This is a genomic window from Brenneria izbisi, from assembly GCF_025840185.1.
Classification (GTDB): Bacteria; Pseudomonadota; Gammaproteobacteria; order Enterobacterales; family Enterobacteriaceae; genus Brenneria; species Brenneria izbisi.
In genome coordinates, this window is record NZ_JAMPJU010000013.1 from 74,028 (window position 1) to 97,531 (window position 23,504).

Genomic DNA, 23,504 nt, shown 5'->3' on the forward strand with positions numbered 1-23,504 from the left:
GACTATGCAAGCGATCCTTTCTTCCTGGTTTGTACAAGGCATGATTAAAGCCACCGGCGATATGTGGCTTAAAGGTTGGGACGAGCGTAACGGCGGCAATATCAGCCTGCGCCTGACGACAGAGGATGTCACGCCTTATGAAAGCGATTTCTATCCGCAACCGCGCCATGAAACATTAAGTCAGGCCATGCCTGAACTGGCGGGATGCTGGTTTATCGTCACCGGTTCCGGCAAGTTTTTTCGTAACGTACAGTTGGAGCCGGCGGATTCGCTGGCGCTGCTGCAAGTGGATCATGACGGTACAGGCTATCGCTTGTACTGGGGGCTGACCAACGGCGGCCTGCCGACGTCGGAACTGGCCGCGCATTTTCAGTCGCATAAAGTACGCATGGCGGTCACGCACGGACGCGATCGGGTCATCATGCATTGCCATGCCACCAACCTGATCGCGCTCAGCTATGTGCTGGAACTCGATACTGCCGTGTTCACCCGCGAACTGTGGGAAGGCAGCACCGAATGTCTGGTGGTGTTCCCGGATGGCATCGGTATCGTTCCGTGGATGGTGCCGGGAACCGATGCCATCGGTAACGCGACCGCTGATCAGATGCGGCGTCATTCGCTGGTGCTCTGGCCGTTCCACGGTATTTTCGGCAGCGGCCCGACGCTGGATGAAACTTTCGGCCTGATCGATACCGCTGAGAAATCCGCCACGGTGATGGTGAAAGTCAGATCGATGGGCGGCAAGAAACAAACCATCTCCACCGAAGCATTGATTGCTTTGGGCGAGCGCTTTGGTGTCACGCCGATGAAAGCGGCGTTGCGCGTTTAGTCTTTCCGCCATTGTTTAACCGGCGTCACCGGCGTTTGTCCGTGACGCCTTCAAGAGAGAGCCGCCATGTTGCGTAAAGCCTTTGTGATGTCCGTTTTTCCTGAATGTCATGCCGAATATGAACAACGGCATAATCCGATCTGGCCGGAACTGGCCGAGGCGCTCAAAGCGCACGGCGCGCGCCACTACAGTATTTTTTTGGATAAAGCGCGAAATCTGCTGTTTGCTTATGTCGAAATTGAATCCGAAGAGCGTTGGAACGCCATCGCGCAAACGGCGGTCTGTCAGCGCTGGTGGCGGCATATGACAGACGTGATGCCCGCCAACCCAGACAATAGTCCGCTCAGCGAGGCGCTTGTTCCCGTTTTCTATCTGGATTGATTAACCATCTCCGGGCGCGACGCGCATCAGAACGTCATCACCGACTGCAAAAGCTGTTGCGCATAGGGATGCCGCACCTCTCCCAACGCGGACATCTCATCCACTCGCTCAATCACGCGGCCCGATTGCAAAAAAATCACCCGCTGGCACAGGTAGGCGACAGCCGCTAAATCATGGCTGATAAACAGATAGGTCAGTCCCAGCCGTTCACGCAGTTCCGCCAGCAGATCCAGCACTTGTACCTGCACAGACACATCCAGCGCGCTGACCGCCTCATCCAGCACGATAAACTGCGGTCGGCAGGCGATGGCTCTGGCGATGCAGACGCGTTGCATTTGCCCGCCGCTCAACTGGTGCGGAAAACGCTCGCATAATTCCGCCGTCAGCCCCACCAGATCCAGCAATTCCGTCACCTGTCGCCGCACGTCCTCACGCCGCGTCACGCCGCGTCCCCGCAAGGGTTCCGCAACAATGTTCAGCACGCTCATCGAGGGATTGGCCGATGAGGTATAGTCCTGAAAAACCGCGCTGACCCGCACCTGCCGCGCCTGCGGGCGTTGCCAGAAACGTCGCGGCGTATAGAGCGGTTGCCCCGCCAGCCGCACCTGCCCGCGCTTCGGCGCTTCCAGCCCCAGCAGAATCCGGCCCAGCGTACTTTTGCCGCTGCCGCTCTCGCCGATAATGCCAAGACATTCGCCGCTGCGCACACTGAACGATACATCATGCAAAACGGGCAACCACTGACCGACGTTTTCCGCACGGTAGCCATGGCTCACCTGAACGACGTCAACCAACGCGGTCATATGTCACTTCCCGCTCATTGGCCGGCGCAACCACCAGCGCCTGATAACGTCGCTGCAAGGCCTGGCGAGAAGCCACCAGATAGCGCGTATGCGGATGCTGGGGCTGGCGCAGCACCTGCCGTGCCTCACCCTGTTCCACCGCACGCCCCTGATGGATCACCAGTACGCGATCGGCGATACGATTCACCACGCCGAAATCGTGAGAAATAAAAATCATGGTGGTGCCGAGGCGCTCACGAATGGCGCTGAACGCCTGCATGATTTCGTGCTGGGTAACCGAATCCAGCGCGGTCGTCGGTTCATCGGCAATCAGCAGTTGCGGCTCCAGCGCCAGCGCGATGGCGATCATGACGCGCTGCAACATGCCGCCGCTGATCTGAGCGGGGTATTTATCAAACAATGCCGTCACGTCCCGTAGCCGGACAAGTTGCATCATCTCCAACGCCCGTTCGCGCGCTTCGCGCCGGTTCAGCGCCAGATGGACGCCAAAGGTTTCCACCATCTGCCTACCGACCGATTGCAGCGGATCAAACGCATTCATCGGATGTTGCAGGATCATGCCGATGCTTTTTCCGCGCAACCGCCGCATCGCTTCCGGCGATTGCGCCAGCAAATCCGTCCCGTTCAACCAGGCTTGCCCGCTACAGGTAAACTGTCCGCCCAACAGCCCCATCAATGCCCGACAGGTCAGGCTTTTTCCGCTACCGCTTTCGCCGACCACGCCAAGGCAGGCATGACGAGGCAGAGAAAAGGCGATATCGTTCAGCAGTGTCTGCCCCCCGGTTTTCAACGCAACCTGCAAATTCTCGACACGTAGTAAATCGCTCATCAATGAGACTCCCGTGGGTCCAGCGCATCACGCAGACAGTCACCCAGCAAATTAAAAGCGGCCACCACCACCAGGATCGCCAGCCCCGGCGCCAGCATTTGCTCAGGGTGGCTCATCATCACTTTTTGCGCCTCGCTTAACATGGTACCCCACTCAGCCGTCGGCGCCTGAACGCCAAGCCCAAGAAACGACAGCGCGGAGATATTCAGAATAACCCAGCCGGTATCCAGCGTCGCCAGCACCACGATCTCGGACAACGTATTGGGCAGCAAATGGCGTCGTAAAATAAACCACCACGGCGTACCGCTGGCGCGGGAAAACAGAATGTAATTTTTCTGGCTGTGCTTGATGACAATGCTGCGGATCATACGGGTATACCACGCCCACTTCACCAGAATATTCGCCAGGATCACGTTCCCGATCCCCACGCCCAGAATCCCGACAATCGCCAGGATCATAATCTGGCTGGGGAAGGACAACATGACGTCGCAACAGCGCATCATGATCTCGTCCAGTCGGCCACGAAAATAACCGGACAGGAAGCCAAACAGACAACCAATCACAATCGTTACCGCCATGGTCAGCAGCGCCAGAAACAGCGTGGTTCTCACGCCGAACATCAGACGCGACAGCACGCAGCGGCCAAGATGATCAGAGCCCAGCGGGAAGCGAGCGCTGAAGTCGGCATATTTACGGGCGATGTTAATCTTGTTCGGATCGTTGGGCGCCAGCCACGGCGCGAAAATACCGATGACGACCACGGTAATCAGCACCAGCAGGCAGAGTAATGCGACTTTATCGCGCAGCAGTTTTTGCGAAAACAACATATTATCTCTCTTGTCGCAAAGCCGGATCCATCCAGCGCTGAATGATATCCACCAATAGATTGCAGAACACAAACAGCACCGCCATCATCAGGATATAAGCCTGAATCACCGGATAGTCGCGACTGAAAATCGCTGAAATACACAGTCGCCCCACCCCCGGCCAGGCAAAGATATTTTCGATAATCACCGTCCCGGCCAGCAGTTGCGGAATACTCATGCCCAGTGCGGTAATGCTGCTATGCAGCGAATTCCTCAGCACATGGCGCAGAATAATGCTCTTCTCCGTCAACCCGCGAGTACGGGCGTAATAGACGTAATACTGCTGCATATTTTCCAGCATATTATTACGAATCAATCGGATATAGATGGAGATATACACCATCGACAGCGTGATGGCAGGCAAAATGATGTGCGCGAACGTACCGCTGCCGCTGGTCGGCAACCAATCCCACGCTAGCGCAAGCCACCAGATCAGCAGCAGGCCAAGCCAGTAGCTGGGCATGGCCGTCCCCAGAAAAACCAGCGTCCGAATCAGGCGGTCAAACAGGCTGTCTTTATACACCGCGCTCAATACGCCCAGCGGGATGCTGATACCCAGGATCATCAACAGCGCCACCCCAGCCAGCGCCAGTGTCGCGGGCAAACAGCGGGCAATCTCATCCAGCACCAGTCGATTGTTGACATACGAGTAGCCAAAATCCAGACGCATGGCATCGAATAACCAGTAGAAATAGCGCAGCAGAAAGGGGCGATCCAGCCCAAGTTGCAGACGCATGGCGTCGATTGACTCCGGGGTGGGAATAATTTCATTGACCCGCAGGGCGACTTCAGCCGGATCAGCAGGCACCAGATTCAGCAACAAAAAAGAGAGGAATGAGATACCGAACAGAATCGGCACGGTCAGCAACAGACGTCGGCAGATATATTTTTTCACATCACAACCTGTCATTTCTCAGATCCCTCCGCAACGCGGAAAGCATGGAACGAATAACATCGAACAGAAACACGGCGCATATATCAGCAACATCCTCCGCCTCGCCATCAGGGAAAGCGGAGGCTTACATTACATTCGCCTTAAACGCCTGACTCGCGTTAATCCGTTACTCGCGGTACATGCGATCAAACGGGATCTCAAACTGCGACGGGTTAAAGCCCACCCCTTTCAGACTCTTCACATACACCGCCCGGTTGCGTTCATACGTCAACGGGATATAAACCGCTTCGTTATGCAGCGTGGTCAGGACATAGCGATAGAGTTCCTGCCGTTTTTGTTCATCCGTGGTGATGAGCGCATGCGCAATGCTGTCATCGATCTGTTTTTTCTCCGCCAGCCCTTGTTGCGCGGCGTAGTCGCCGTAAACCGGCAATTTCATTCCCGACAGGAAGGACTGAGGATCGTAAGGCGTGCCCCAGGAAATATTAAACACGATATCGAATTTGCCTGCTTTCTGACGATCGCGGTAAGCCTGCTCCTCTTCACCATATAATTTGAGTTCAATACCCAGGTCGGCGAATTCGCTTTGCAGGTATTCGGCAATCACTTTCTGCGATGCGGTGTTGCTGTCGTAGTAAATCGCGATGGAGAGCGGTTTACCGTCTTTCTGCCGCCACGTCTGACCGGCTTGCCGCACCCAACCCGCCGCGTCCAGTAGATTTGCCGACTGCTCCAGATCATACGCATAAGGTTTCAGATCGATATTGCTGTACGGCACATTCCTGGCCAGCAGCGTATCCGCCGGCACTTCACTGCCGCCGAAGATGCCTTCCGCGATGTCCACCTTATTCACTGCGTGCTGCAACGCCTGCCGCACGCGTACATCCTTCAGGTTTTCCGACTGGGTGTTAATCAGCAGCATGCGGGTGGATACCGGCTCGGAAAGCTGTGTGGCGAATTTCTTGTTCTTGCTCAGTTGGACGAAAGAATCGGCGTCAATCATGTTTTTGCCATAAATCAGTTCGATTTCACCTTTCTGCAATGCCAGCAAGCGTGTCTGATTATCCGGTATCACCTTCATCACCACCCGTTCCAGCCTGGGTTTCTCGCCCCAATAATATGGATTGAGCGTAAATACCGCATATTCATCGGTTTTATGTTCACTCATCACGTAAGGGCCGGTGCCGATATAAGCCGTCACCCCTTGTTTCGTTTCCCCCGCTTTCATCGCCGCCGGCGAAATAAAGCGCATGGGCCGGGTAACCGCCAACTCAATCAGGAAAGGATAATAGGGTTCTTTCAGGGTAAAACGCAGTTGGCGTTCATCAAGCGCTTCAACCTTATCAATGATGCGCACCATTTCCAGCCAGCCATGCCGTTCGCGGTTAGCCAACACCGCATCAATGTTCTGTTTTGCCGCCAGAGCGTTGAACGGCGCGCCATCGCTGAATTTCACGCCCTCGCGCAAGGTAAAGGTGTATACCTTGCCGTCGGCGGAGGTTTGCCATTTTTCCGCCAGCCAGGGCTGAATACCGGTGGGCGTGATTTTCACCAGCGATTCATACAACATATTCTGCGCCCAGATCTCACCCGAATAGAGATGCGGATTGAGATCGCGCGTATCACGAAAGTTGGCGAACGTTAGCGACGCAGGCGTTTGCGCCAGCGTCGGACCCGTCAATAACGGGGAAAAGCAAAGCAACAGCGTGGCAAGGAGACGATGGGGTTTCTTCATTCGGCGCGCTGGCACCGATAATGCAGAGGTGCTCTCAAATGTAGACATAGTAATATTCCATTTACCCAAAAAATACAGAGGTGGAAAAAAGGTAGCCTAAAATCGGTCGTTATATTAACAAGACAACACCAAGATGAGAATAATTATCGTTTATAAAAACATGATGTAGAGCAGAGAAAACAGAAAATTATTATGTTGAATCATGCCGACCCCGGCACACCAATACCTGAACACGTTATAACGTCCTATCACATCAACGCGTTTCGGGAAAAGCAGACCGGACTTTCGGGACGGATGGACATTAGCGCGTCTCTCTGCCACTTGTCTATTTAAGATTAACGTGCTCAAGAGATGTCAATGCATCTGCCATTTTTAATATGACAGGAAAATTAAATTTTTAAAAAGAGTAACCTCTGTAAACAATCACATATTTTAATAATTTAATTTACCTCGTTATTATTTTTTTCAATTGATACGCGAGCATGAATAATCTGGCATTAACCATTATTAATAACCTTCTATTTAATAAAGAAAAAATGAAATTATATAAAAATATTAAAAATTGTATATTTACCTTTTTAGCATCTTGACTACAATTAATATTAATCATAAAAAACATGCGCACTTACCAACACAATAAGAATCATGACTTTTAAAACCTATTAACCCAATTGTTACTACCAACTCCCAACACCACCTTCTATTTTAATCTGTAAAAGGTGTTGAAAATATTTTCTAAAAATAAGAATAGCCCATTTATTAATTAAAGGGTTATAGCCTGAATAATTCGAGTCGAGGAAAGCGACTTTTTGGCGCCTATGGTTGATTGGCATTTATGGCAGGAGTTGTTGTATGCCAGGCAGTTGACTGCCTGGGAAAAATTTACGCTATTCGCGATTCTTAAAGAAGAAAGGTAATATTTATGCCGCATGAGTTTCAAACAATCCATGTCTGCCTAATCAGCCAGGATGATGGGTTAATACAAGATTTAAAAGTAGTGCTTAATAATATCAATACATTGCTGGACAGCAACGACAGCATGCCAACCGATAAATTGTTGTCAGACGAGGATTGCACAAAAAGTGACAGCATCCTCTATAAACAGATTATCGAACAGGCAAATCAGTACATTTCACAGCATAAATACAAGGGTATCGCCCTGTCATTACTGCGTTTCGACTCAATTTCGGCGGCGCTTGAGGCATTGACGGCAGGTCATCAACCGCAATTTGTCTTCTTAGACGCCAGATACGAAGAACCTGGCGCGGAAGACCCATTTGTACCGTTTATCAGCAACCAACCTGAAACCCGCTTTTCACCTTATTCAATGATACTGCTATGTCAGGAGGAATTTCTGAGAAAATGGATGTGTCAGTCGGGAAGCAGCAGACAAGTACGCGTACTGCATCCCAATCCGTATCAACGTCGGGCCGACTTTCTGCGATTGATTCTGGGCCACCTGGAACACGCCTATTACAACCGCATGCTCATGCGAGTCTATCAGAATACAGATGAGCCGGTGACGCTAGCGAAGACAATTCATCGTCATATGACCGCTCGCTGGGGCGATCAGTGGGACTTTCACTTCTATACCGGTTCCATGATAGCCCGGTTCATCAGTTCGATGAATACATTATTGCAAGGTTCAGACCACCGATGCCTGACTGGAAACAACGAACATTCTCTTGCCGTCAGCGCGTTGGCGGGCTGGCAGTTATATGACCGGCCCTATGTGATAGCCATGACCTCAGGCATGATTGACGAGATGCGCGGCACCCTGACAAACCTTAAACACGCTGCCGCGCCAGGCCTGATTGTCTGCGCCGATTCCCCCTCAACTATCTGGTATCCATTTCAGGGAACGGTCAACGCGGATAACAACGGTCATGCAGTGATTGCCGCTCGCGGCTTATGGCATTGTTTTATAAACTCGCCCGATGATATATCCACTGGAATGGAAGGCGCTTTCCAGGCTATTGATGAGCATCCGGCGCCAACCTTTATCATGGCTACGCAAGCCATGCTCGAATCACAACTGGATGAGCCCACGCTCACAACACGGCCACCCGCCATCAAAACGGCGGATCTATCCGCGGCTCAGCGTGAACGGCTAGATCAGGCGGTAGCGGCCATCAACCATGATAATACGCGAATGCTATGGCACTGTGATCGCCTCACGCCAGACGAACAAGTCCGTGTTATGCGACTGGCAGAGAAAGCGGGCATTGGATTGGTCGATAGCATCATTCATCCCGGCAGCGTACCCACTTACCGGGAAAGCGCCCCCGTGGAAAACTATCTCGGCACACTTTCCATGTACGGTTTTAACCGCGCAATCTATGAGTTTCTGGAAACGCCGCCTCAGCAAGACGAAAGCCGGCCCTGGTTGTTCTTTCTCAAAAGCAGAATTGAACAATCAGCGACGCCCTATTCGGAAGGTAAGCTCAAACGCAACTTCAACGTTGCCCAGGTCAACAGCAACACGGCGCATATGTCGCCATTCACCAGCCTGGCTCTGGATGTTCGGCTGGAAGATTTTCTTGACTATATAGAGCCGCGTCTGGATGTCGATAGCATCGTGCTGTCTCACCGCCGGACATTGCTTGAACAATTGCGGAATATTCAGGAGGCGGTGCCAATCGATCTCATCGAAACGATGCCGATGACGCCCAATTATTTCTTCCATCATTTAAATCTGCTGTTAACCGATCTGATTCAACGGCAAGGCTATCGCTATACCGGCGTCTATGATGTCGGACGTTGCGGCTTATCAGCCATCCGCAATGTCGCGCGTACCGATACCGGCTTCTCCGGTTGGTATGGCCGCGCCTTGATGGGGGATGGCCTGATGTCGCTACCCTATATCGCGCTGAAAAACGAGCGCAACGTGCTGGCCTTTATTGGCGATGGCGCTCGCGCAATCGCGCCGGACATAGAACAGCGTTTGATCTTGTCATCAGCTAAAGGCGTGGCGGCTCGCGGCGGCAACGTCACCGTCTTGTACCTGACCAATGGCGGGCTCTCCATGATCCAGAGCTATCTGGACAAGCGTCACCTGCCGAACGGCTATAAACAAGTCCATATCCCCATGGTCGGACGGGAGACCAAGCCTGAAGACTGCGTTATTGATGACATAAGCGTCCATCGCCGCACGATCCGCCAATTTTGCCCGAAACAGTTGGGCGAAGCGTTAATCACGCCAGGCCGCGTCAACTTCTTCGATGTCTGGCTCGGACACAACTCAGAGGGTGACGGCTTAAGCCTAATCTCAGAAGACTCCTGGAGCCGTCTACGTATTTCTCAAGAGGGATAACTATGAAATTCGGTTTTATTGCCCACCCAACATCCAGAGAATTGCTGCATCAGGTCAAACTGGTCGATATGACAGGCCGTATGCTTGAGGAACAGGCCAACGGCTACGATCCTGCGCGATGGCGTCAGCGCAATTTGGTTCCCTTTGTCGAATTCAGTCGCATCGTCAGCGCCTGTGGCGCGCAATGTGAAGGTATTTTACAATTCATGCCATTGACGGCTGAACAGATGCTAAGCCAGCCGCGACGCATCGCTGAACGCGTGGTCGAAGGCGTCAACGCGCTCAAAAGCGAGGGCGCGGAACTGGTTGGGCTTGGGGGCTTTACATCCATCGTCGGCAACCGCGGCCTACAGACGCTCGAACGCACCCAGGTTCCGGTAACTACCGGCAACTCGCTGACAGCCTATGCTACCTATATAAATCTGCTGGATGTTCTATCCGCTCTTGATATTCCTCCCGAGCAGGCGGAAGTTGCCGTACTGGGCTATCCCGGTTCAATCGCGCTGGCAGTCGCCCGACTGCTGGCCCCGAAGGGATGCCGATTGCATCTGGTGCATCGGGACGAAAAACAGCAATCCGCGATTCTGCTGAATTATCTGCCGGAGCAATTTCACGGACAAGTCACGCTGCACGCCAACGTGGAAGCATGCTACGACAAAATCAAGCTGTTCGTGGCCGCGACGTCCAGCGGCGGCGTGATTGATCCACAACGGCTGGCGCCGGGCAGCGTGATCGTGGATGCGGCGCTGCCGAAAGATACGCAGCCAGGCTGGGAAAAGCGTGACGATATTCTGGTGATTGATGGCGGACTGGTATCGGCAAACGACACCGTAAACTTCGGCGCTTTGGCGTTAGGGTTGGATCCGAAGCGCAACCTCAATGGTTGCCTCGCCGAAACCATTATTCTCGCGCTGGAGGGACGGGCAGAACCTTTTTCGATCGGACGCGATTTGCCAGTCGACCGAGTGCTGGAAATTGGACGTATTGCCGAACATCATGGTTTTTTCCCGCGTCCCTTAACAAGCCAGGGCGAAACGGTAAATGAAGCTAAGTTCCATCAATTACGGCGTTTCCACGGCGGCAAACAGCCAGCAGCCCTGGACATAGATGACGATCCCCAACACCTTCGCACGGAAGTGCTGCGCTGTTTTGGCGAACACATCAACCCCGTCTTGCGTGAATTCTATGAGTTCAATCATGTCGAACGGGTTTTCAACCACGGGCAAGGATGCTGGCTAACCGATCTGGATGGCCGCCGCTATCTGGATTTTATGGCGGGCTACGGTTGTCTCAATACCGGTCACAACCACCCACGCGTTATCGCCCAACTACAACACTACCTCACGCAACAGTATCCCACCTTCGTGCAATATCTGTCCGCGCCGTTGCATGCCAGTCTTCTGGCCAGGCGTCTATCCGAACTTACGCCAGGCGGACTGGAGCGCGTGTTCCTGAGCAACTCAGGAACTGAAGCCGTGGAAGCCGCGTTAAAGCTGGCGATGGCCGCCAGCAATAAAACTACGTTCGATAAACCTACGATTGATAAACCAACAATATTGTATTGCGCCAACGGTTACCACGGCAAAACGCTGGGGGCCTTGTCGGTGACGGGTCGCGAGAAACATCGCAAGGTATATGAACCGCTGCTGCCCCGCTGCGAGGAAATTCCGTTCGGTGACGCGACCGCTCTGCAAGCGCGGCTGCTCAAGGGAGACGTTATGGCTTTCATCATGGAACCCATCCAGGGAGAAGGCGGCGTCACCATGCCGCCGGATGGTTACCTTTCTGCGGTGCGCGCGCTGTGCTCCGAACATCAATGCCTGTGGATCCTCGACGAAATCCAGACCGGGCTTGGCCGTACCGGTAAGATGTTCGCCTGCCAGTGGGAGGATGTCTCTCCCGACATCATGGTATTGTCCAAATCCCTTTCCGGCGGACTGGTACCCATTGGCGCCACCCTTTCATCGAAAGAAGTCTGGCAACGCGCCTACGGTAATATCGATCGCTTTTCCTTGCACACCTCAACATTCGGCGGCGGAAATTTTGCGGCGGCGGCGGCGCTGGCCTCGCTGGATGTGATGGAACATGAAGACCTGGCCGGCAACGCCCGTCTGGTCGGGGCTCATTTACGGCAAGGGCTGGAAGAGTTAGCCCGCAAGCACTACTTCATTAAAGAAGTCCGCGGACGAGGACTGATGCTCGCCGTTGAATTCCAAAACGATATATCGGACGGCATTGAGGCCTTCGTCCAGGAAATGACCAGCAGACTGCCCGCCAAAGCCGCCGCTACCTACCGGATGATGCCCATGAAAGCCCGCGATCATCTGGAAGCCGCCATGAAAGAGCTAGAGTCCACGATGGCGGACATGTTCGTGCTACGCATCATGACCAAGCTCTCTCAGGAACACAACATTCTGACCTTTGTGACGGCCAACAATAACCGGGTTATGCGAATCCAGCCGCCGCTGATTCTGTCACTGGAAGAAGCCGAACTCTTCATCAAGGCGCTGAGTGAGGTATGCGACGAACTATCCACCTTTGAAGCATAAGGTAATGCATCAGTTATAACCGGCTCCGAACATAGAGGATGAACCGCACTGGCGCTACCGCGCCAGTGCGCCATTAACCGGATGCTGACGGGCGCGAGCTCGCTTTACACCTTTGCCGATATACATCCCCGACAACACCACGTCACAAAAAATTCACAATTCAATCGGAAACCACTTTCCCTCCGCAACGACTTAAAAGTGAATAAAAAAACACACGTCTGACTCTTACGGATCTTTCTTCCTTTTGAGCCCTGAACAGAGAATATCGATGTCTATGCCTTAAACCATTTGTCCCGCCGTCTTGCTTCATGTTTCAGCAAGACGGCTTTTTTATCGGTCAATACAGGAAAATATAAAGATGAGCTTGGAAATCTATCGGGCCTTAATAGATGGTTTCTGCGACCTCGCAGAGATCCCCCGCAGCGGCGTGATTTACGAACGCCCCAATTTCGAGATCGACGGCGTCGATTTTTCCCTACCCTATGTCCCACAGCCAGAACCCGGCCACATGGCGATCCACGCCGATCTAGGCGCATTGCGCGGTGAGTATTCGGCACAACAATCAATCGCGCTGCTGGATATGAATTTTCACCTTTTCAACGCGCCCTACGGTGCGGTGTTGGCTCGCAATCCCAAAACCGGAAACATTCTGCTTATGGGCGCAGTCGGCCTTAAGCGCGCCTCCGCGCCCACGCTGTTGGCAGCGCTTTCCGCCTGCGCCGCCTTCGTGCGCCAATGGCGCGAGTCAGACGCCCCCCGCCCCGCACGCATGCCAACCCCAACCGCCGCGGCGCGCAAGCAACCCTATTGAGAGAGGCACGATCATGCGTATTAATGATATACAGCCACAGACACTCGCCTTGAGCGGCCTTCCCACTCAGCCAAAGGCGTCCGATATCGCGTCAACATCAACGGTCAGTGTGCGCCCATCAAGCAATCCTCCGCTACTGAGCGGACAGCGCGAACGTCCAGCGTCCTTCAATGCGCCGCAGCCTCAGGCGTTAAAATTGCCGGAGCGCCATCAACAACTGTTTGATGATTACCGCTTGGATCTGATGGAGCGCGGCAGTACGGACATGTCTCATGTCAATGGCGCGCTTCCCCGCCTGTTGGGAGGTTTGCTGGAAACCAATCCCGGCTCGCGTTTCAACGAGGTGGCGGCTTATCTGCCGGGAATATCGCCGCCGCCGCGTCTGGCCGATCCGGTTTTTACCGATCGGCTTAATGAGATTGCGGCACGCAGTGAACTGCATTCTCCCCCGGATATCCAGGAAACCGCCCAGGTTTTCGCCGACTATGCGGGCAAGTTGGGCGACTACCTGGAACATGCTCATCTCCTGCACGATAGCGCGTTGCGCGAACCGAACCTCAGCCAGACGGATCGCATGGATATCCGCCGCAGTCAGACAGCGTTGGCGTCAGCGGCGCGCGAGGCGATCAAGAGCGTTCCCGACGCGCTTGAGACGAGCATGAACAAGGTTAACGCCAACCTGACGCTGCTCGAACACGAACTTAACGAGACGGCGCCTTCGGATGACCGTGTTAAGACGATCCAGACGGAGATGGACGCACATAAGCAGACTCTGTCGTTCCTGCAAGGCGTACAAACCGACTATCAGGGGCATTCCAAGGTTAAGCATCTTGCTACCGTGCAGGCTCACCTCAATCTGGAGGATGTTCGGGAGCGCCTGTCCAGACCGCTGGAAGCGACGGAGAAAGGAAAGATCATCGTGGGATCGGCTATCGTTCAGGGCGTTCAGACATTCCTGCATCTGGGAGAAGTTCGTTCCTGGATGAATATCGCCGCGAGCAGCCAGATCCCCCGGAACGATGCGCAGGGTACGTTGGGACGATCCGTCATGGCGGGCAGCGTCACCGGGTTTGCGCATGAGGCCATCAGCGGACTGATGAAACCCATTCTGGAAGACGGTTTGCAAGCGTTGGGCGTTCCAGGGCTTAAACCCGTTAAGGCTGATACCATCGTTCCCAAACCCTTGCGCTCGGCTGTTGGCGAGTACGGTGAGATGGTGAAAAAATCGTCACATACCCTGACCGAGGAAACGACCCAGGCGGATCAGGAACGTTTGCGCGTCAGCAATAAACAATTACGCAGCGATACCGTTCTGGCGCTGGGGGATTCGATAGCCTTTCTCCCACGCGGCGCCATTCAGGTGCTGCGTCAAAGCCTTGACGATGTCAGCGCCAAGGATCTGACGACACCGCATATTCTCTCAGGATTCGGCGCACTGGGTTCCAGTACGGCAGGCGCGATCAAAGCGGCAGTGCAACTTCATACGGCCTACACCGATCCCCAGGGACGTAAATTCGCCATCTTCGAACCGCAACGGACACCCCAGACGAGCATCGGCGACAAGATCAAGCAAAGTCTGGACATCACGCAAGACAAGGTGCGCAGCAATTTCTACAGTAAAATGGCGTCGGCGGTGCAAGGGTCGTTCATCAGCGGGCTGATGCCTAAAGCGGATTCGTCGGCATCGCTCAGCGGCGGACAACGCGCCAGGAATGCTTTGCTCGGTATGATCTCGCCGATTACCTATACCTCATCCATTTACAGCAATCAGGCTGTTTCCGCGGAAATTAAAGCGCGTAAAGGAACAATCGAACCAGGGGATCGCCTGACCAACGCCGCTTTCAACATCGCGGCCCAACACAAAACCCAGCTTCCGCGCGCGACCAGCGCGGATAGCCACCTGCGCAAGCTGGAGAGCGCCTACCACGCGCTGCGCGGAGCGCTACAGGTGGCGCCCCAGGCCACCACCGAAGTGCTGAATCTGCTGGATCGCGGCGTGACCGAAGGCGTGCGTCGGGTCGCCGCCGCAGTAACAACCGACAAGCCGGCGGCGAACCGGGCCATAGACAACCCACAGCCACCGTCCGCCCGTGCCGGGGAAACAGCCCCTCCCCCATCGGCGGGCAATGGAGAATAGGTTTATCACATCGACATAACGTCGCCATATTAACAACGCTCACGGATGGGGCGAGTGGTGAGTACCGCCAACGCCCCTGCAACTTGAATGATGATGGGTATATCGCCTGAAAGATAATGATTCGGTTTATTCCCCCTATATTAGCAAGGTTATATTTACCTCCCGACCACCAACATTATAATTGTTACGTTAATTAAGTAATTAAACTGGAAAATAATAAAATTCCATTCCCCACTTTAATTCGATGAAAATAAACGCGATTGTCATAATAATGTAATATTAAATATTACTGTCGCAAGTAATAAATCTCACAATAAGTTTTTCCTATCAACAAGCAAACAAAACATAAAGTACTGATTTAAATATGTTTTTAAATTTAAAAATGATATTAAAAATACAACAAAATATAAGAATCTTCTTAATCAACAGGTCTTGTCATAAAACATAGAACTAAATTTAATAATACGGAACTTACTTATGTGTAAGTTTAAAAATAATGGTTCCTCTCCCCTTCTCGTTGAGAGGGTGAATATCAATCTGTTTTCTAAAGCGAGATATTTGATTTGACGACATTAAAACCCCTGTTAGCTAAAAATCGTAGCTGGGCTACGCTGCGCCGTCAGCGTCATCCGCACTATTTCAGAAAACACACGCAAGGCCAGCAGCCGCACTCATTGTGGATCGGCTGTTCCGATAGCCGCGTCCCTGCCGAAGTGTTGACAGGCTCTGATCCCGGTGAACTCTTCGTCCATCGCAATATTGCTAATATGGTGGTAGCAGACGACGACAATTTCATGAGCGTTCTGCAATATGCCCTCGAATACCTGCATGTTTCCCGCATTGTGCTGTGTGGTCACTACGGCTGCGGCGGCGTGCAAGCCGCCGTTAACCTGCCCGAAATGACGCTCGCCAGCGAGGATTCGCCGCTCTCCCGCCGCATCACCCAACTGCGCGAGGCCATCTCATCACAGATTACCGCCTCGCCCCATACCGAGGCTGACGAAAGCACGCGTCAGAATCAGTTGGTTGAAGCAAACGTACTGGCGCAGTTCGCTCATTTGATCGCTTGCGAACCCGTGCGGCAAGCCTGGCGCAATGGCGTCGAGCTTGACGTTTTTGGCTGTGTTTACGATCTGCACACCGGTCACCTGAAAGAACTTATCCACCGGCACGCGCAGGAACAGGAGGAATCCCCATGAACCTGAGCACACTTCGCTATGACATCCCTGCGGGGCTTGTCGTTTTCCTTGTCGCCCTGCCGCTGAGCCTGGGTATTGCGCAAGCCAGCGGACTCCCGCCCTTTGTCGGACTGCTGACCGGCGTGGTCGGCGGTATCGTCGTTACGCTATTCAGCCCGTCACGCTATGCGGTCAGCGGCCCCGCCGCCGGTCTGGTGACGATTGTCTCCGGCGCGATAGCCAGTCTGGGCTCGTTTTCGGCATTGCTGCTGGCGGTGATGCTCGCGGGCGTTCTGCAATGCGTATTAGGAATGCTGCGCGCCGGACGCTTCATTACCCTGATCCCCGGCACCGTGATCAAAGGCATGCTCTCCGCCATCGGCATTTTGTTAATCATCCAGCAAGTTCCCTTAGCCCTCGGCTCCGATGGCGAAGACGACCTGAAATCGCTGTTCAGTCCATCCGGTTCCGGCTTCTCCGCCGGCGCGCTGACGGTTTGTCTGGTCGGGTTGGCGATTCTATGGCTGTGGACCACCAAACCGGTGCAGAAGATCAGCGCCATCAGTTGGTTGCCCGGGCCGTTGATCGCCGTCTTATTTGGCGGATTGTTTACGGTCTACGGCGACCGCTTATCCTCCGAGATGGTCAGCAACCTGCCGCGCATCACGCTGCCGGAGTTCGACAATATCGAGCAGTTGATGGGAGAAATGACGCGCCCAGACTGGCAGGCATGGAAAAATCCGGCGGTGTATGTCGTAGCGGTCACGCTGGCGCTGGTGGCCAGTCTGGAAACCTTGCTAAGCCAGGAAGCGCTCAAAAAAATCCGTCCGCAGCACCCGGCGCCGTCGCCGGATAAAGAGATGCGCGCACAAGGCATCGGCAACATGCTGAGCGGCTTTTTGGGCGGCCTGCCGATCACCGCGGTGATTGTGCGTAGTTCGGTCAATGTCAATGCCGGGGCGCGCACCCGATTCTCCATCCTGCTGCACGGCGTCCTACTGCTGTTGTCCGGTTTGTTCATGGCCGATCTGCTGAACGTCATCCCACTTGCGAGTCTGGCGGCCGTGCTGCTCTATACCGGTTATAAACTGGCCTCGCCGCAACAGTTTCTGCTGTTGTGGCGCCAGGGCCTGCAACAGTTCGTTCCCTTTGCCGCCACCGTCATCGGGATTATCGCCTTCGGCATGCTGGCCGGTATCGCTATCGGCATCGCCACTCAACTGGCGTTCAGCATTTACAAAAGCCACCGCAACGCCATGAAGTTGACGCGCTACAGCGACCACTTCGTACTGAGCTTTCAGCAAAACCTGACATTTGTGCACAACCCGCACCTGCAAAGTCTGCTGAACAAGATCCCAGCCAACAGCGTGGTGATTGTCGAGCATGACAATGCGGACTACATCGACCCCGATGTTCGTTCCGTGCTGGCTGATTTCCGTGACAATGCCCAGGAGCGCGGCATCAAACTCAGCCAGTGGCCGGTTTGACGCTATTATCCTAATGTGCAACGCCCTTTATCGGGCGTTGCTCGTTATTGTGCGCGAGTCAGGCAGCGCTGACGGCGATCATCCACACGTTTTGCGAACCATGCGGTGGTCAGTTTACGGGTGATTTTCGGGCTTTCCAGTGTGATCCCCGGCAGAATGGCGCGAGGTGCGCCGCCGCCAGCCGCTTTGTCGGCTAAGGCATAAACTCGCTCATACAAGCCGGTTTCTTCGAACGCCAGACTATCCCCCTTCTCCAACGCCCGGCGGATCGCGCTATCGCTCATATCCAGCCGTTTGCCCAGCGAACGTACTGCCAGTTCAGTCGCGCCGGGTTTATCCGAACCGTGATTGATCAAATCGCCATCCAGCGCCAGCGAAATACCGCTAAGACGGCTGACAGCCCGTTGAAACGCGGCATTACGGCTGGCGTACCAGCCGGCATTAAAATCCGCAAAGCGATAAATCGACTGCGGATAATTCGCCGGATAGTCCAACAGGTGTTTAATGCCGAAGTACATGCCACCCCGACGGCTGAACACTTCGCGGCGAATGGCGCCGTCTACGCGGTACGGATAGCTTTCGGCGTTGGCTTCGGCAAAGGCAATGCTCACCTGCATCGGCCCACCGGTGTGTACCGGGTTCAGACGGCCAAACAGTTTTTGTCCCATCGGCGCTATCTCAATAAAATCATCAAAGATCGCGCTCAGTTCTTTTTCACTACGCACCTTGTCCAATCGCTCACTGTAGCTTTTGCCATTGGGGGATTTGATCAACAGCGCGGTGCGCACCAGAAAAGCCGGAACATGCAGTTGCTCGGCGCGACGGTCAATTTCCTTCCAGGCGATTTTGGCTAATCCCGGTACCTGCGGATCGGCGTTAAACGTCGATTCCTGCTCGGTTACCGCCAAAACCGAGCACAAATTTTCATTACTGGGATCAAGGTTCTGCGCGGTAAACGCCGCGGCAATATCGGTCGCCCACCCCTGACGATCGCTGACGGTGGCAGGCAATAGCTTCAGCAACTGCGCACGGATATCCGCCGGACGCGGTTCAGGCTGTTGCGAGCTTTTGTCCGCGCAACCAGCTAGTACCAACAAGGCAATCAGACACAGCGAACGAAACAAGGGAACACAATGATTAGGCATGTTATCTCAGCTAAGTGACCAACGGCAGCCAAGACGTTAGCGTAGTTGGGAAGGATGATCCAGTCTGTTCGCCGCCGCCATGCGGCCTGAAAACGTTGCTCCGCCATAGCGCAGCCTTGCCCGCTTTACGTGCGTTTGCAGGCCAGCGATCATTTAAAAATCTTTTAAAACAAAAAATTAAAAAAATGGCACAGACTTCGCTTTATTGAAAGCCATCTTGTATACAAAATGGAATTCAGTGTATATCAACGCCGGGGGATGTCCCGCTGGCGAAACCAGGGCTGGAACAGGAGCGATAAAATGCCGGAAGGTACTCAGAACAAACGCAAAAGCAAAGCCCGGCCTGAAGCGCTGGCGGAGCGGGTATATCAATCACTTAAAAACGATATCTTTGATTTCCGCCTGATGCCGGGCGATCGGTTCAGCGAAAGCGAGGTCGCCGAACGGATGAACGTCAGCCGGACTCCGGTACGTCAGGCCTTGTTCTGGCTGGAGCGGGAAGGCTATGTTGAAGTTTATTTCCGCAGCGGCTGGCAGGTAAGACCGTTCGATTTTGAATACTTCGAAGAACTCTACGATTTTCGCACCGTACTGGAGCGGGAAGCCGTGCACCGCCTGTGTGAGATGCCCCTGGAGCGCAGCCGCGCGCTGTTGGCAGAACTGACGCAATTCTGGATTGATGAACCGCGCCTTGCCGAAGGTAAAACAGTATCCCGCTATGATGAAGCCTTTCATATGAGGCTGGTTGCGGCGGCTGGAAACCGTGAAATAGAACGGGTTCACGCCGAACTGACCGAAAAGATCCGTATCATCCGCCGTCTTGATTTCACACGCGAAGATCGTATTGATGCGACCTATCGCGAACACGCCCGCATTTTGCAACTGATCTTGCAGCAGCAGAGCGGAGAGGCGCAGCGTATTTTAACCGCGCACATTGCCGAAAGTAAGGCCGAAGTCAGAAAAATCACCCTGCATATGTTGCAGCAGGCCAGACGCCCCGCGGTGACGCACGAATAATGCGGTGCGCTTCAAATGCTGACAAAATCAATTCAGCCTCCATTAGATATCGCGCTTTGACTAGCGCCTTTTAGATACTCTGACTGATCCGCTATTATTGATGTATATTTTCTGACAACGCCAATCAGCGATTAATGATAGTGGATTTAATTTGATTCTCGTTCTCTTTCTTTCCACATAAACTTCATCTTTCCCCGGCGTCAGGATCCCGGAAAAAGATAGATTGTAGTTTGGCGAAACAAAAAAAGGCATTCCATTAGGTACACAAATTAACTCTATATATTTTAATGGCTGATTTCCTGGGGAGACAACATCGTAAACTACTTTTATACAATATGTTAGAACAGGGATTATTTTATTATCGATCAAATAGAACGGTGAAATTTCCGGTCTGGCGTTTTTCATGCCATTCTCAGTTGGAGCTCAAAACGGTAATAACATATGTCATGGTTCACAAAACTGAAGACATTAAAGAAGGATTGCTAAACACAGCAATCCCTCTTTGTTTATCAGCGAACCGATACGCCTCAGCCTCGCTACGACGCCATTTCCCGCTTGAATACCGCCAGCGTATGGGCTTTAACGCGGATAAACTCTGGATCGCTCATCGCCTCGGCGCCGCGTGGTCTGGGCAGATTAAAGGGAACCACTTCAGCAACCTGTGTCGGACGCCGGGTAAGCAGCAGGATCTCGTCCGCCAGGAACACCGCGTCCTCCAAATCGTGCGAGACAATCAGCATGCTTACGCCGGTGGCAAGCTGAACTTCCTGCAATTTATCGCGAATAAACAGCGTCATTTCAAAATCGAGCGCGGAGAAAGGCTCATCAAGAAACATCACTTCCGGTTTTGGCCCCAGCGCACGCATGATGCACACGGTCTGCTGCTGACCGCCCGATAGCTCGTAAGGATAACGTTGTAGATCAAAGCGAATTTCGAACATGGCGATCAGTTCTTCCACCCGCAGCTTCACCTGCGCTTTACTCATGCCGCGGCGAATCAAAGGATAGGCGATATTCGCGTAGGCGCTCATCCACGGAAACAATGCATCGCGGTAGTTCTGGAACACGTAACCGATGGTCGTTTCCGACAGCAATTTCCCGTCGAACAGGATTTCACCTTTATCCACCGGTATCAGCCCGGCGATCATATTCATCAGCGTCGATTTTCCGCAGCCGTTAGGACCGAATATCGAAACAATTTTACCGCGCGGCAAATCCAAATTGAGATTGCTGTATAACGGCTGGCCGGCGAATGATTTATCCAGCCCGCGAATGGTGACGTGCGTATCCGCGGGCGGATACTGCTCCAGTTGCGGTCCGCGATAGTCAGGGTGTAATACGCTAGGTGTCGTCATGCTTTGCCGCTCCAGTGAACAATTCTCTTCTCAACCAGTAAAAAAAGCAGATTCAACAGATAACCCAACGCGCCGGTGATCAGGATCGAGGCGTACATATCCTTGATATTGAAAATCTGCTGGGCGTCGATAATACGGTGGCCCAAGCCATTTTCCGAACCGATAAACATTTCCGCGACAATCACGATCACCAGCGCCATCGATACGCCGGTACGCAGACCGACGAATGTCTGCGCCAGGCTTTCCATCAGCATGATGTCCTTGAAAATATGCCAGCGTGATACGCCCATGACCTGCGCGGCCATCACGCGGGTTTTCTTGGCGTTCATCACGCCATAAGCGCTGTTAAACAGGATCACCAATACGGCGGCGAAGGCGGCAATGGCGATTTTATTCGCATCGGTAATACCGAAAATCAGCAAGAACAAAGGGATAAGCGCCGAAGATGGCGTTGAGCGAAAGAAATCAATCAAAAACTCCACGCTGCGATACACCGTCTCGCTGCTGCCAAGAATAATGCCGAGCGGCACGCCGATCGCCGCGGCAAAGGCAAACGCCATCAGCGTGCGGTACAGCGTCGCGGCGATATCCTCACGCATGTCCGCCTCGCCGAAAGCGTGGAACAAATAACCTAATGTTTCCGTCGGTGAAGGCAGCAGCACCGGATTCAGCCACTTGGCGCTGACGGCAAGCTGCCACAGCAGAAACAACAGAATAGGGCCAAGAAATGGCAACAGCTTACGGCTCATAATGTCTCCTGGTTTTTTAAGCTGAATACATCAGCGCCGCGACGGAAATGTGGTCACGGAAAATTTTACGTTCAGTAAAAATGTCGTAGTACTTCTGGAAGAAGCCGATATCCGAAGCGTTCATGTCGTTGTACATAACAAAATTAGGCAGCGGCACCGCTTTCAACAACGCGTTATCAATGCCGGTAAAGTTGCCGATATTCTCGCGCGCGGCATCCGGCTGGCGTTGGATGAACTCAACAGCACGGGCATAGGCATCGATAAAACGTTTGGCTTTATCCGCGTTGCCGTTGATAAAGCTGCTGGTTAGCGCCGCCGCGCCGCCAAACCACGGCGCATCGGCATCGTCGAGGACATATTTCGAAATCACCCCGGTTTCCAGCGTGCGCGCCAGATTCCTCATCTGCCCGACCGTACCGGTCGGCTCCAGCGTATAAACGCCGTCGATCTGTCCAGCGGCAAGTGAAGGAACATGTTGTCCCACTGGCAGTTCAATCACTTTCGTATCGGTAAAACCATTTTTCTCCAGAATGATTTTCGCCAGCGTCACATTCTGGATCCCGGGGCCGGTGGCGATGCGTTTGCCCTTTAGCTCGGCGATGCTTTTTACCGGGCTATTCAGCGGCACCAGAAACTCGTCCAGTACCCATTTATGGTTGGATGGATTGGTACAGATAAATTTGAACAGTTCCGGCATGGTTTGCGCCCCTAATCCCAGCGCGCCGGTCGCCGTACCGTTGGCGCAGCCATGAATGCGGTTGGTGATCATGCCTTCAACGATTTGCTGCGGACTGGCGAACTTGACCGCCCGCACGTTCAGCCCCGCCTCCTTGAAAAAACCGCGCTCGACGGCGACATACAGCGGCAACCCGCCGACAATCGGCCAGTAGCCGATACGGATTTCGTCATCCTCAGCAGCCTGCGCGCGAGAAAGCCCCAGCATGTCGCCAGCGACGACGGCGCCAAATGCCAGCGCAGACAGTCTGATCAAGCGCCGACGCTGTGGATTGACAGGAGCGGATAAAGCCTTATGGGTGACGCGTTTCATCGTTAATCCTCCAGAGGGTGCGCTCAGCCGTCACAGCGAATAAAAGCACATCGCCGGACAGCCATTGATAATGAATTCAATCTTGTATACAAGTCTTACTGCTGCTGATAAAGCAGAAGTTATGCCAACTTTTAACATTTTGAATTTATGTTGTTTTTATGTAAGAAGCAGGAAAAAATAACGTTTACGGTGCGTAAAACATGCGCATACGCTCTATCATAGTGCAGTGCCGATTCGCTTAACGCAGACAAACCGGTGACAGGTACGCGCTCTGTCGCCCCGCTAACTTCAGATCCGCTAAAGCTGGTTATAAGAAAAAATTAATCAGTGATATTCCTTATATTTTTTCATCGTCCGGCTGATTAAGCTGATATCAG

The 23,504-nt window shown here is 53.4% G+C and carries 19 protein-coding genes; 9 read left to right on the forward strand and 10 right to left on the reverse strand.

Translation table 11 applies throughout. The annotated features are described in order from the left end of the window. Nucleotides 1–4 precede the first annotated feature (4 nt). The gene (gene rhaD, locus NC856_RS15000; protein WP_264091249.1) at nt 5–829 is read left to right on the forward strand and encodes a rhamnulose-1-phosphate aldolase; all 825 of its coding nucleotides are present in this window, start codon (nt 5–7) and stop codon (nt 827–829) included. A 66-nt stretch (nt 830–895) separates the two neighbouring features. Next, the gene (gene rhaM / locus NC856_RS15005) at nt 896–1,210 is read left to right on the forward strand and encodes an L-rhamnose mutarotase (protein WP_264091250.1); all 315 of its coding nucleotides are present in this window, start codon (nt 896–898) and stop codon (nt 1,208–1,210) included. 26 nt (nt 1,211–1,236) lie between these two features. On the opposite strand, the gene NC856_RS15010 is transcribed toward rhaM, so the two are convergent. The 5 genes from NC856_RS15010 to nikA all read right to left on the reverse strand — a co-directional run bounded on the left by NC856_RS15010 (nt 1,237) and on the right by nikA (nt 6,386). Further along, nucleotides 1,237–2,013: an ABC transporter ATP-binding protein gene (locus NC856_RS15010; RefSeq protein ID WP_264091251.1), complete on the reverse strand. Its 777-nt coding sequence runs from the start codon at nt 2,011–2,013 to the stop codon at nt 1,237–1,239. Continuing rightward, entirely contained in the window at nt 1,997–2,842 is an 846-nt protein-coding gene (locus tag NC856_RS15015; protein WP_264091252.1) for an ABC transporter ATP-binding protein, read from the reverse strand. Before NC856_RS15015 ends, NC856_RS15010 begins: the two co-directional genes overlap by 17 nt. Further along, nucleotides 2,842–3,669 carry a nickel/cobalt ABC transporter permease gene (gene opp1C / locus NC856_RS15020; RefSeq protein WP_264091254.1) on the reverse strand — a complete coding sequence of 276 codons (828 nt, stop codon included), beginning with the start codon at nt 3,667–3,669 and terminating at the stop codon, nt 2,842–2,844. Before opp1C ends, NC856_RS15015 begins: the two co-directional genes overlap by 1 nt. Before the next feature lies 1 nt (nt 3,670). Then, nucleotides 3,671–4,603 (reverse strand): nickel/cobalt ABC transporter permease, encoded by a 933-nt coding sequence (gene opp1B, locus NC856_RS15025; protein ID WP_264091281.1) that lies wholly within the window; start codon nt 4,601–4,603, stop codon nt 3,671–3,673. A 166-nt stretch (nt 4,604–4,769) separates the two neighbouring features. Continuing rightward, entirely contained in the window at nt 4,770–6,386 is a 1,617-nt protein-coding gene (gene nikA, locus NC856_RS15030) for a nickel ABC transporter substrate-binding protein (protein ID WP_264091256.1), read from the reverse strand. Nucleotides 6,387–7,335: 949 nt separating this feature from the next. Here nikA and NC856_RS15035 point away from each other — a divergent pair. The 6 genes from NC856_RS15035 to NC856_RS15060 all read left to right on the forward strand — a co-directional run bounded on the left by NC856_RS15035 (nt 7,336) and on the right by NC856_RS15060 (nt 17,813). Next, a complete protein-coding gene (locus tag NC856_RS15035; RefSeq protein ID WP_264091257.1) occupies nt 7,336–9,651 on the forward strand; it encodes a hypothetical protein in 2,316 nt (771 codons plus the stop codon). Nucleotides 9,652–9,653: 2 nt separating this feature from the next. Further along, the gene (locus NC856_RS15040) at nt 9,654–12,200 is read left to right on the forward strand and encodes an aminotransferase class III-fold pyridoxal phosphate-dependent enzyme (protein WP_264091259.1); all 2,547 of its coding nucleotides are present in this window, start codon (nt 9,654–9,656) and stop codon (nt 12,198–12,200) included. A gap of 358 nt (nt 12,201–12,558) precedes the next feature. Beyond that, nucleotides 12,559–13,011 carry a CesT family type III secretion system chaperone gene (locus tag NC856_RS15045; RefSeq protein WP_264091260.1) on the forward strand — a complete coding sequence of 151 codons (453 nt, stop codon included), beginning with the start codon at nt 12,559–12,561 and terminating at the stop codon, nt 13,009–13,011. 13 nt (nt 13,012–13,024) lie between these two features. Continuing rightward, nucleotides 13,025–15,148, forward strand: coding sequence for a hypothetical protein (locus tag NC856_RS15050; protein WP_264091261.1), 2,124 nt, complete (start codon nt 13,025–13,027; stop codon nt 15,146–15,148). Between the two features lie 563 nt (nt 15,149–15,711). Further along, the gene (locus NC856_RS15055) at nt 15,712–16,347 is read left to right on the forward strand and encodes a carbonic anhydrase (protein WP_264091262.1); all 636 of its coding nucleotides are present in this window, start codon (nt 15,712–15,714) and stop codon (nt 16,345–16,347) included. After that, complete coding sequence (locus tag NC856_RS15060) at nt 16,344–17,813, forward strand: SulP family inorganic anion transporter (protein WP_264091263.1); 1,470 nt, start codon at nt 16,344–16,346, stop codon at nt 17,811–17,813. The genes NC856_RS15055 and NC856_RS15060 overlap by 4 nt, the downstream gene beginning before the upstream one ends. 44 nt (nt 17,814–17,857) lie before the next feature. Here the strand turns inward: NC856_RS15060 and NC856_RS15065 are convergent, their stop codons facing one another. Then, entirely contained in the window at nt 17,858–18,958 is a 1,101-nt protein-coding gene (locus NC856_RS15065; protein WP_264091264.1) for a DUF1615 domain-containing protein, read from the reverse strand. Nucleotides 18,959–19,258: 300 nt separating this feature from the next. Here NC856_RS15065 and NC856_RS15070 point away from each other — a divergent pair, with 300 nt between their 5' ends. Further along, nucleotides 19,259–19,975: a GntR family transcriptional regulator gene (locus NC856_RS15070; protein ID WP_264091265.1), complete on the forward strand. Its 717-nt coding sequence runs from the start codon at nt 19,259–19,261 to the stop codon at nt 19,973–19,975. 60 nt (nt 19,976–20,035) lie between these two features. On the opposite strand, the gene NC856_RS15075 is transcribed toward NC856_RS15070, so the two are convergent. From NC856_RS15075 to NC856_RS15090, 4 genes are all read right to left on the reverse strand, one after another. Continuing rightward, complete coding sequence (locus NC856_RS15075; RefSeq protein ID WP_264091266.1) at nt 20,036–20,380, reverse strand: BglI family type II restriction endonuclease; 345 nt, start codon at nt 20,378–20,380, stop codon at nt 20,036–20,038. A 131-nt stretch (nt 20,381–20,511) separates the two neighbouring features. Next, complete coding sequence (locus tag NC856_RS15080; RefSeq protein WP_264091267.1) at nt 20,512–21,330, reverse strand: ABC transporter ATP-binding protein; 819 nt, start codon at nt 21,328–21,330, stop codon at nt 20,512–20,514. Beyond that, nucleotides 21,327–22,079: an ABC transporter permease gene (locus NC856_RS15085; protein WP_264091268.1), complete on the reverse strand. Its 753-nt coding sequence runs from the start codon at nt 22,077–22,079 to the stop codon at nt 21,327–21,329. The genes NC856_RS15080 and NC856_RS15085 overlap by 4 nt, the downstream gene beginning before the upstream one ends. Nucleotides 22,080–22,095: 16 nt before the next feature. After that, the gene (locus NC856_RS15090; protein WP_264091269.1) at nt 22,096–23,127 is read right to left on the reverse strand and encodes an ABC transporter substrate-binding protein; all 1,032 of its coding nucleotides are present in this window, start codon (nt 23,125–23,127) and stop codon (nt 22,096–22,098) included. Nucleotides 23,128–23,504 lie beyond the last annotated feature (377 nt).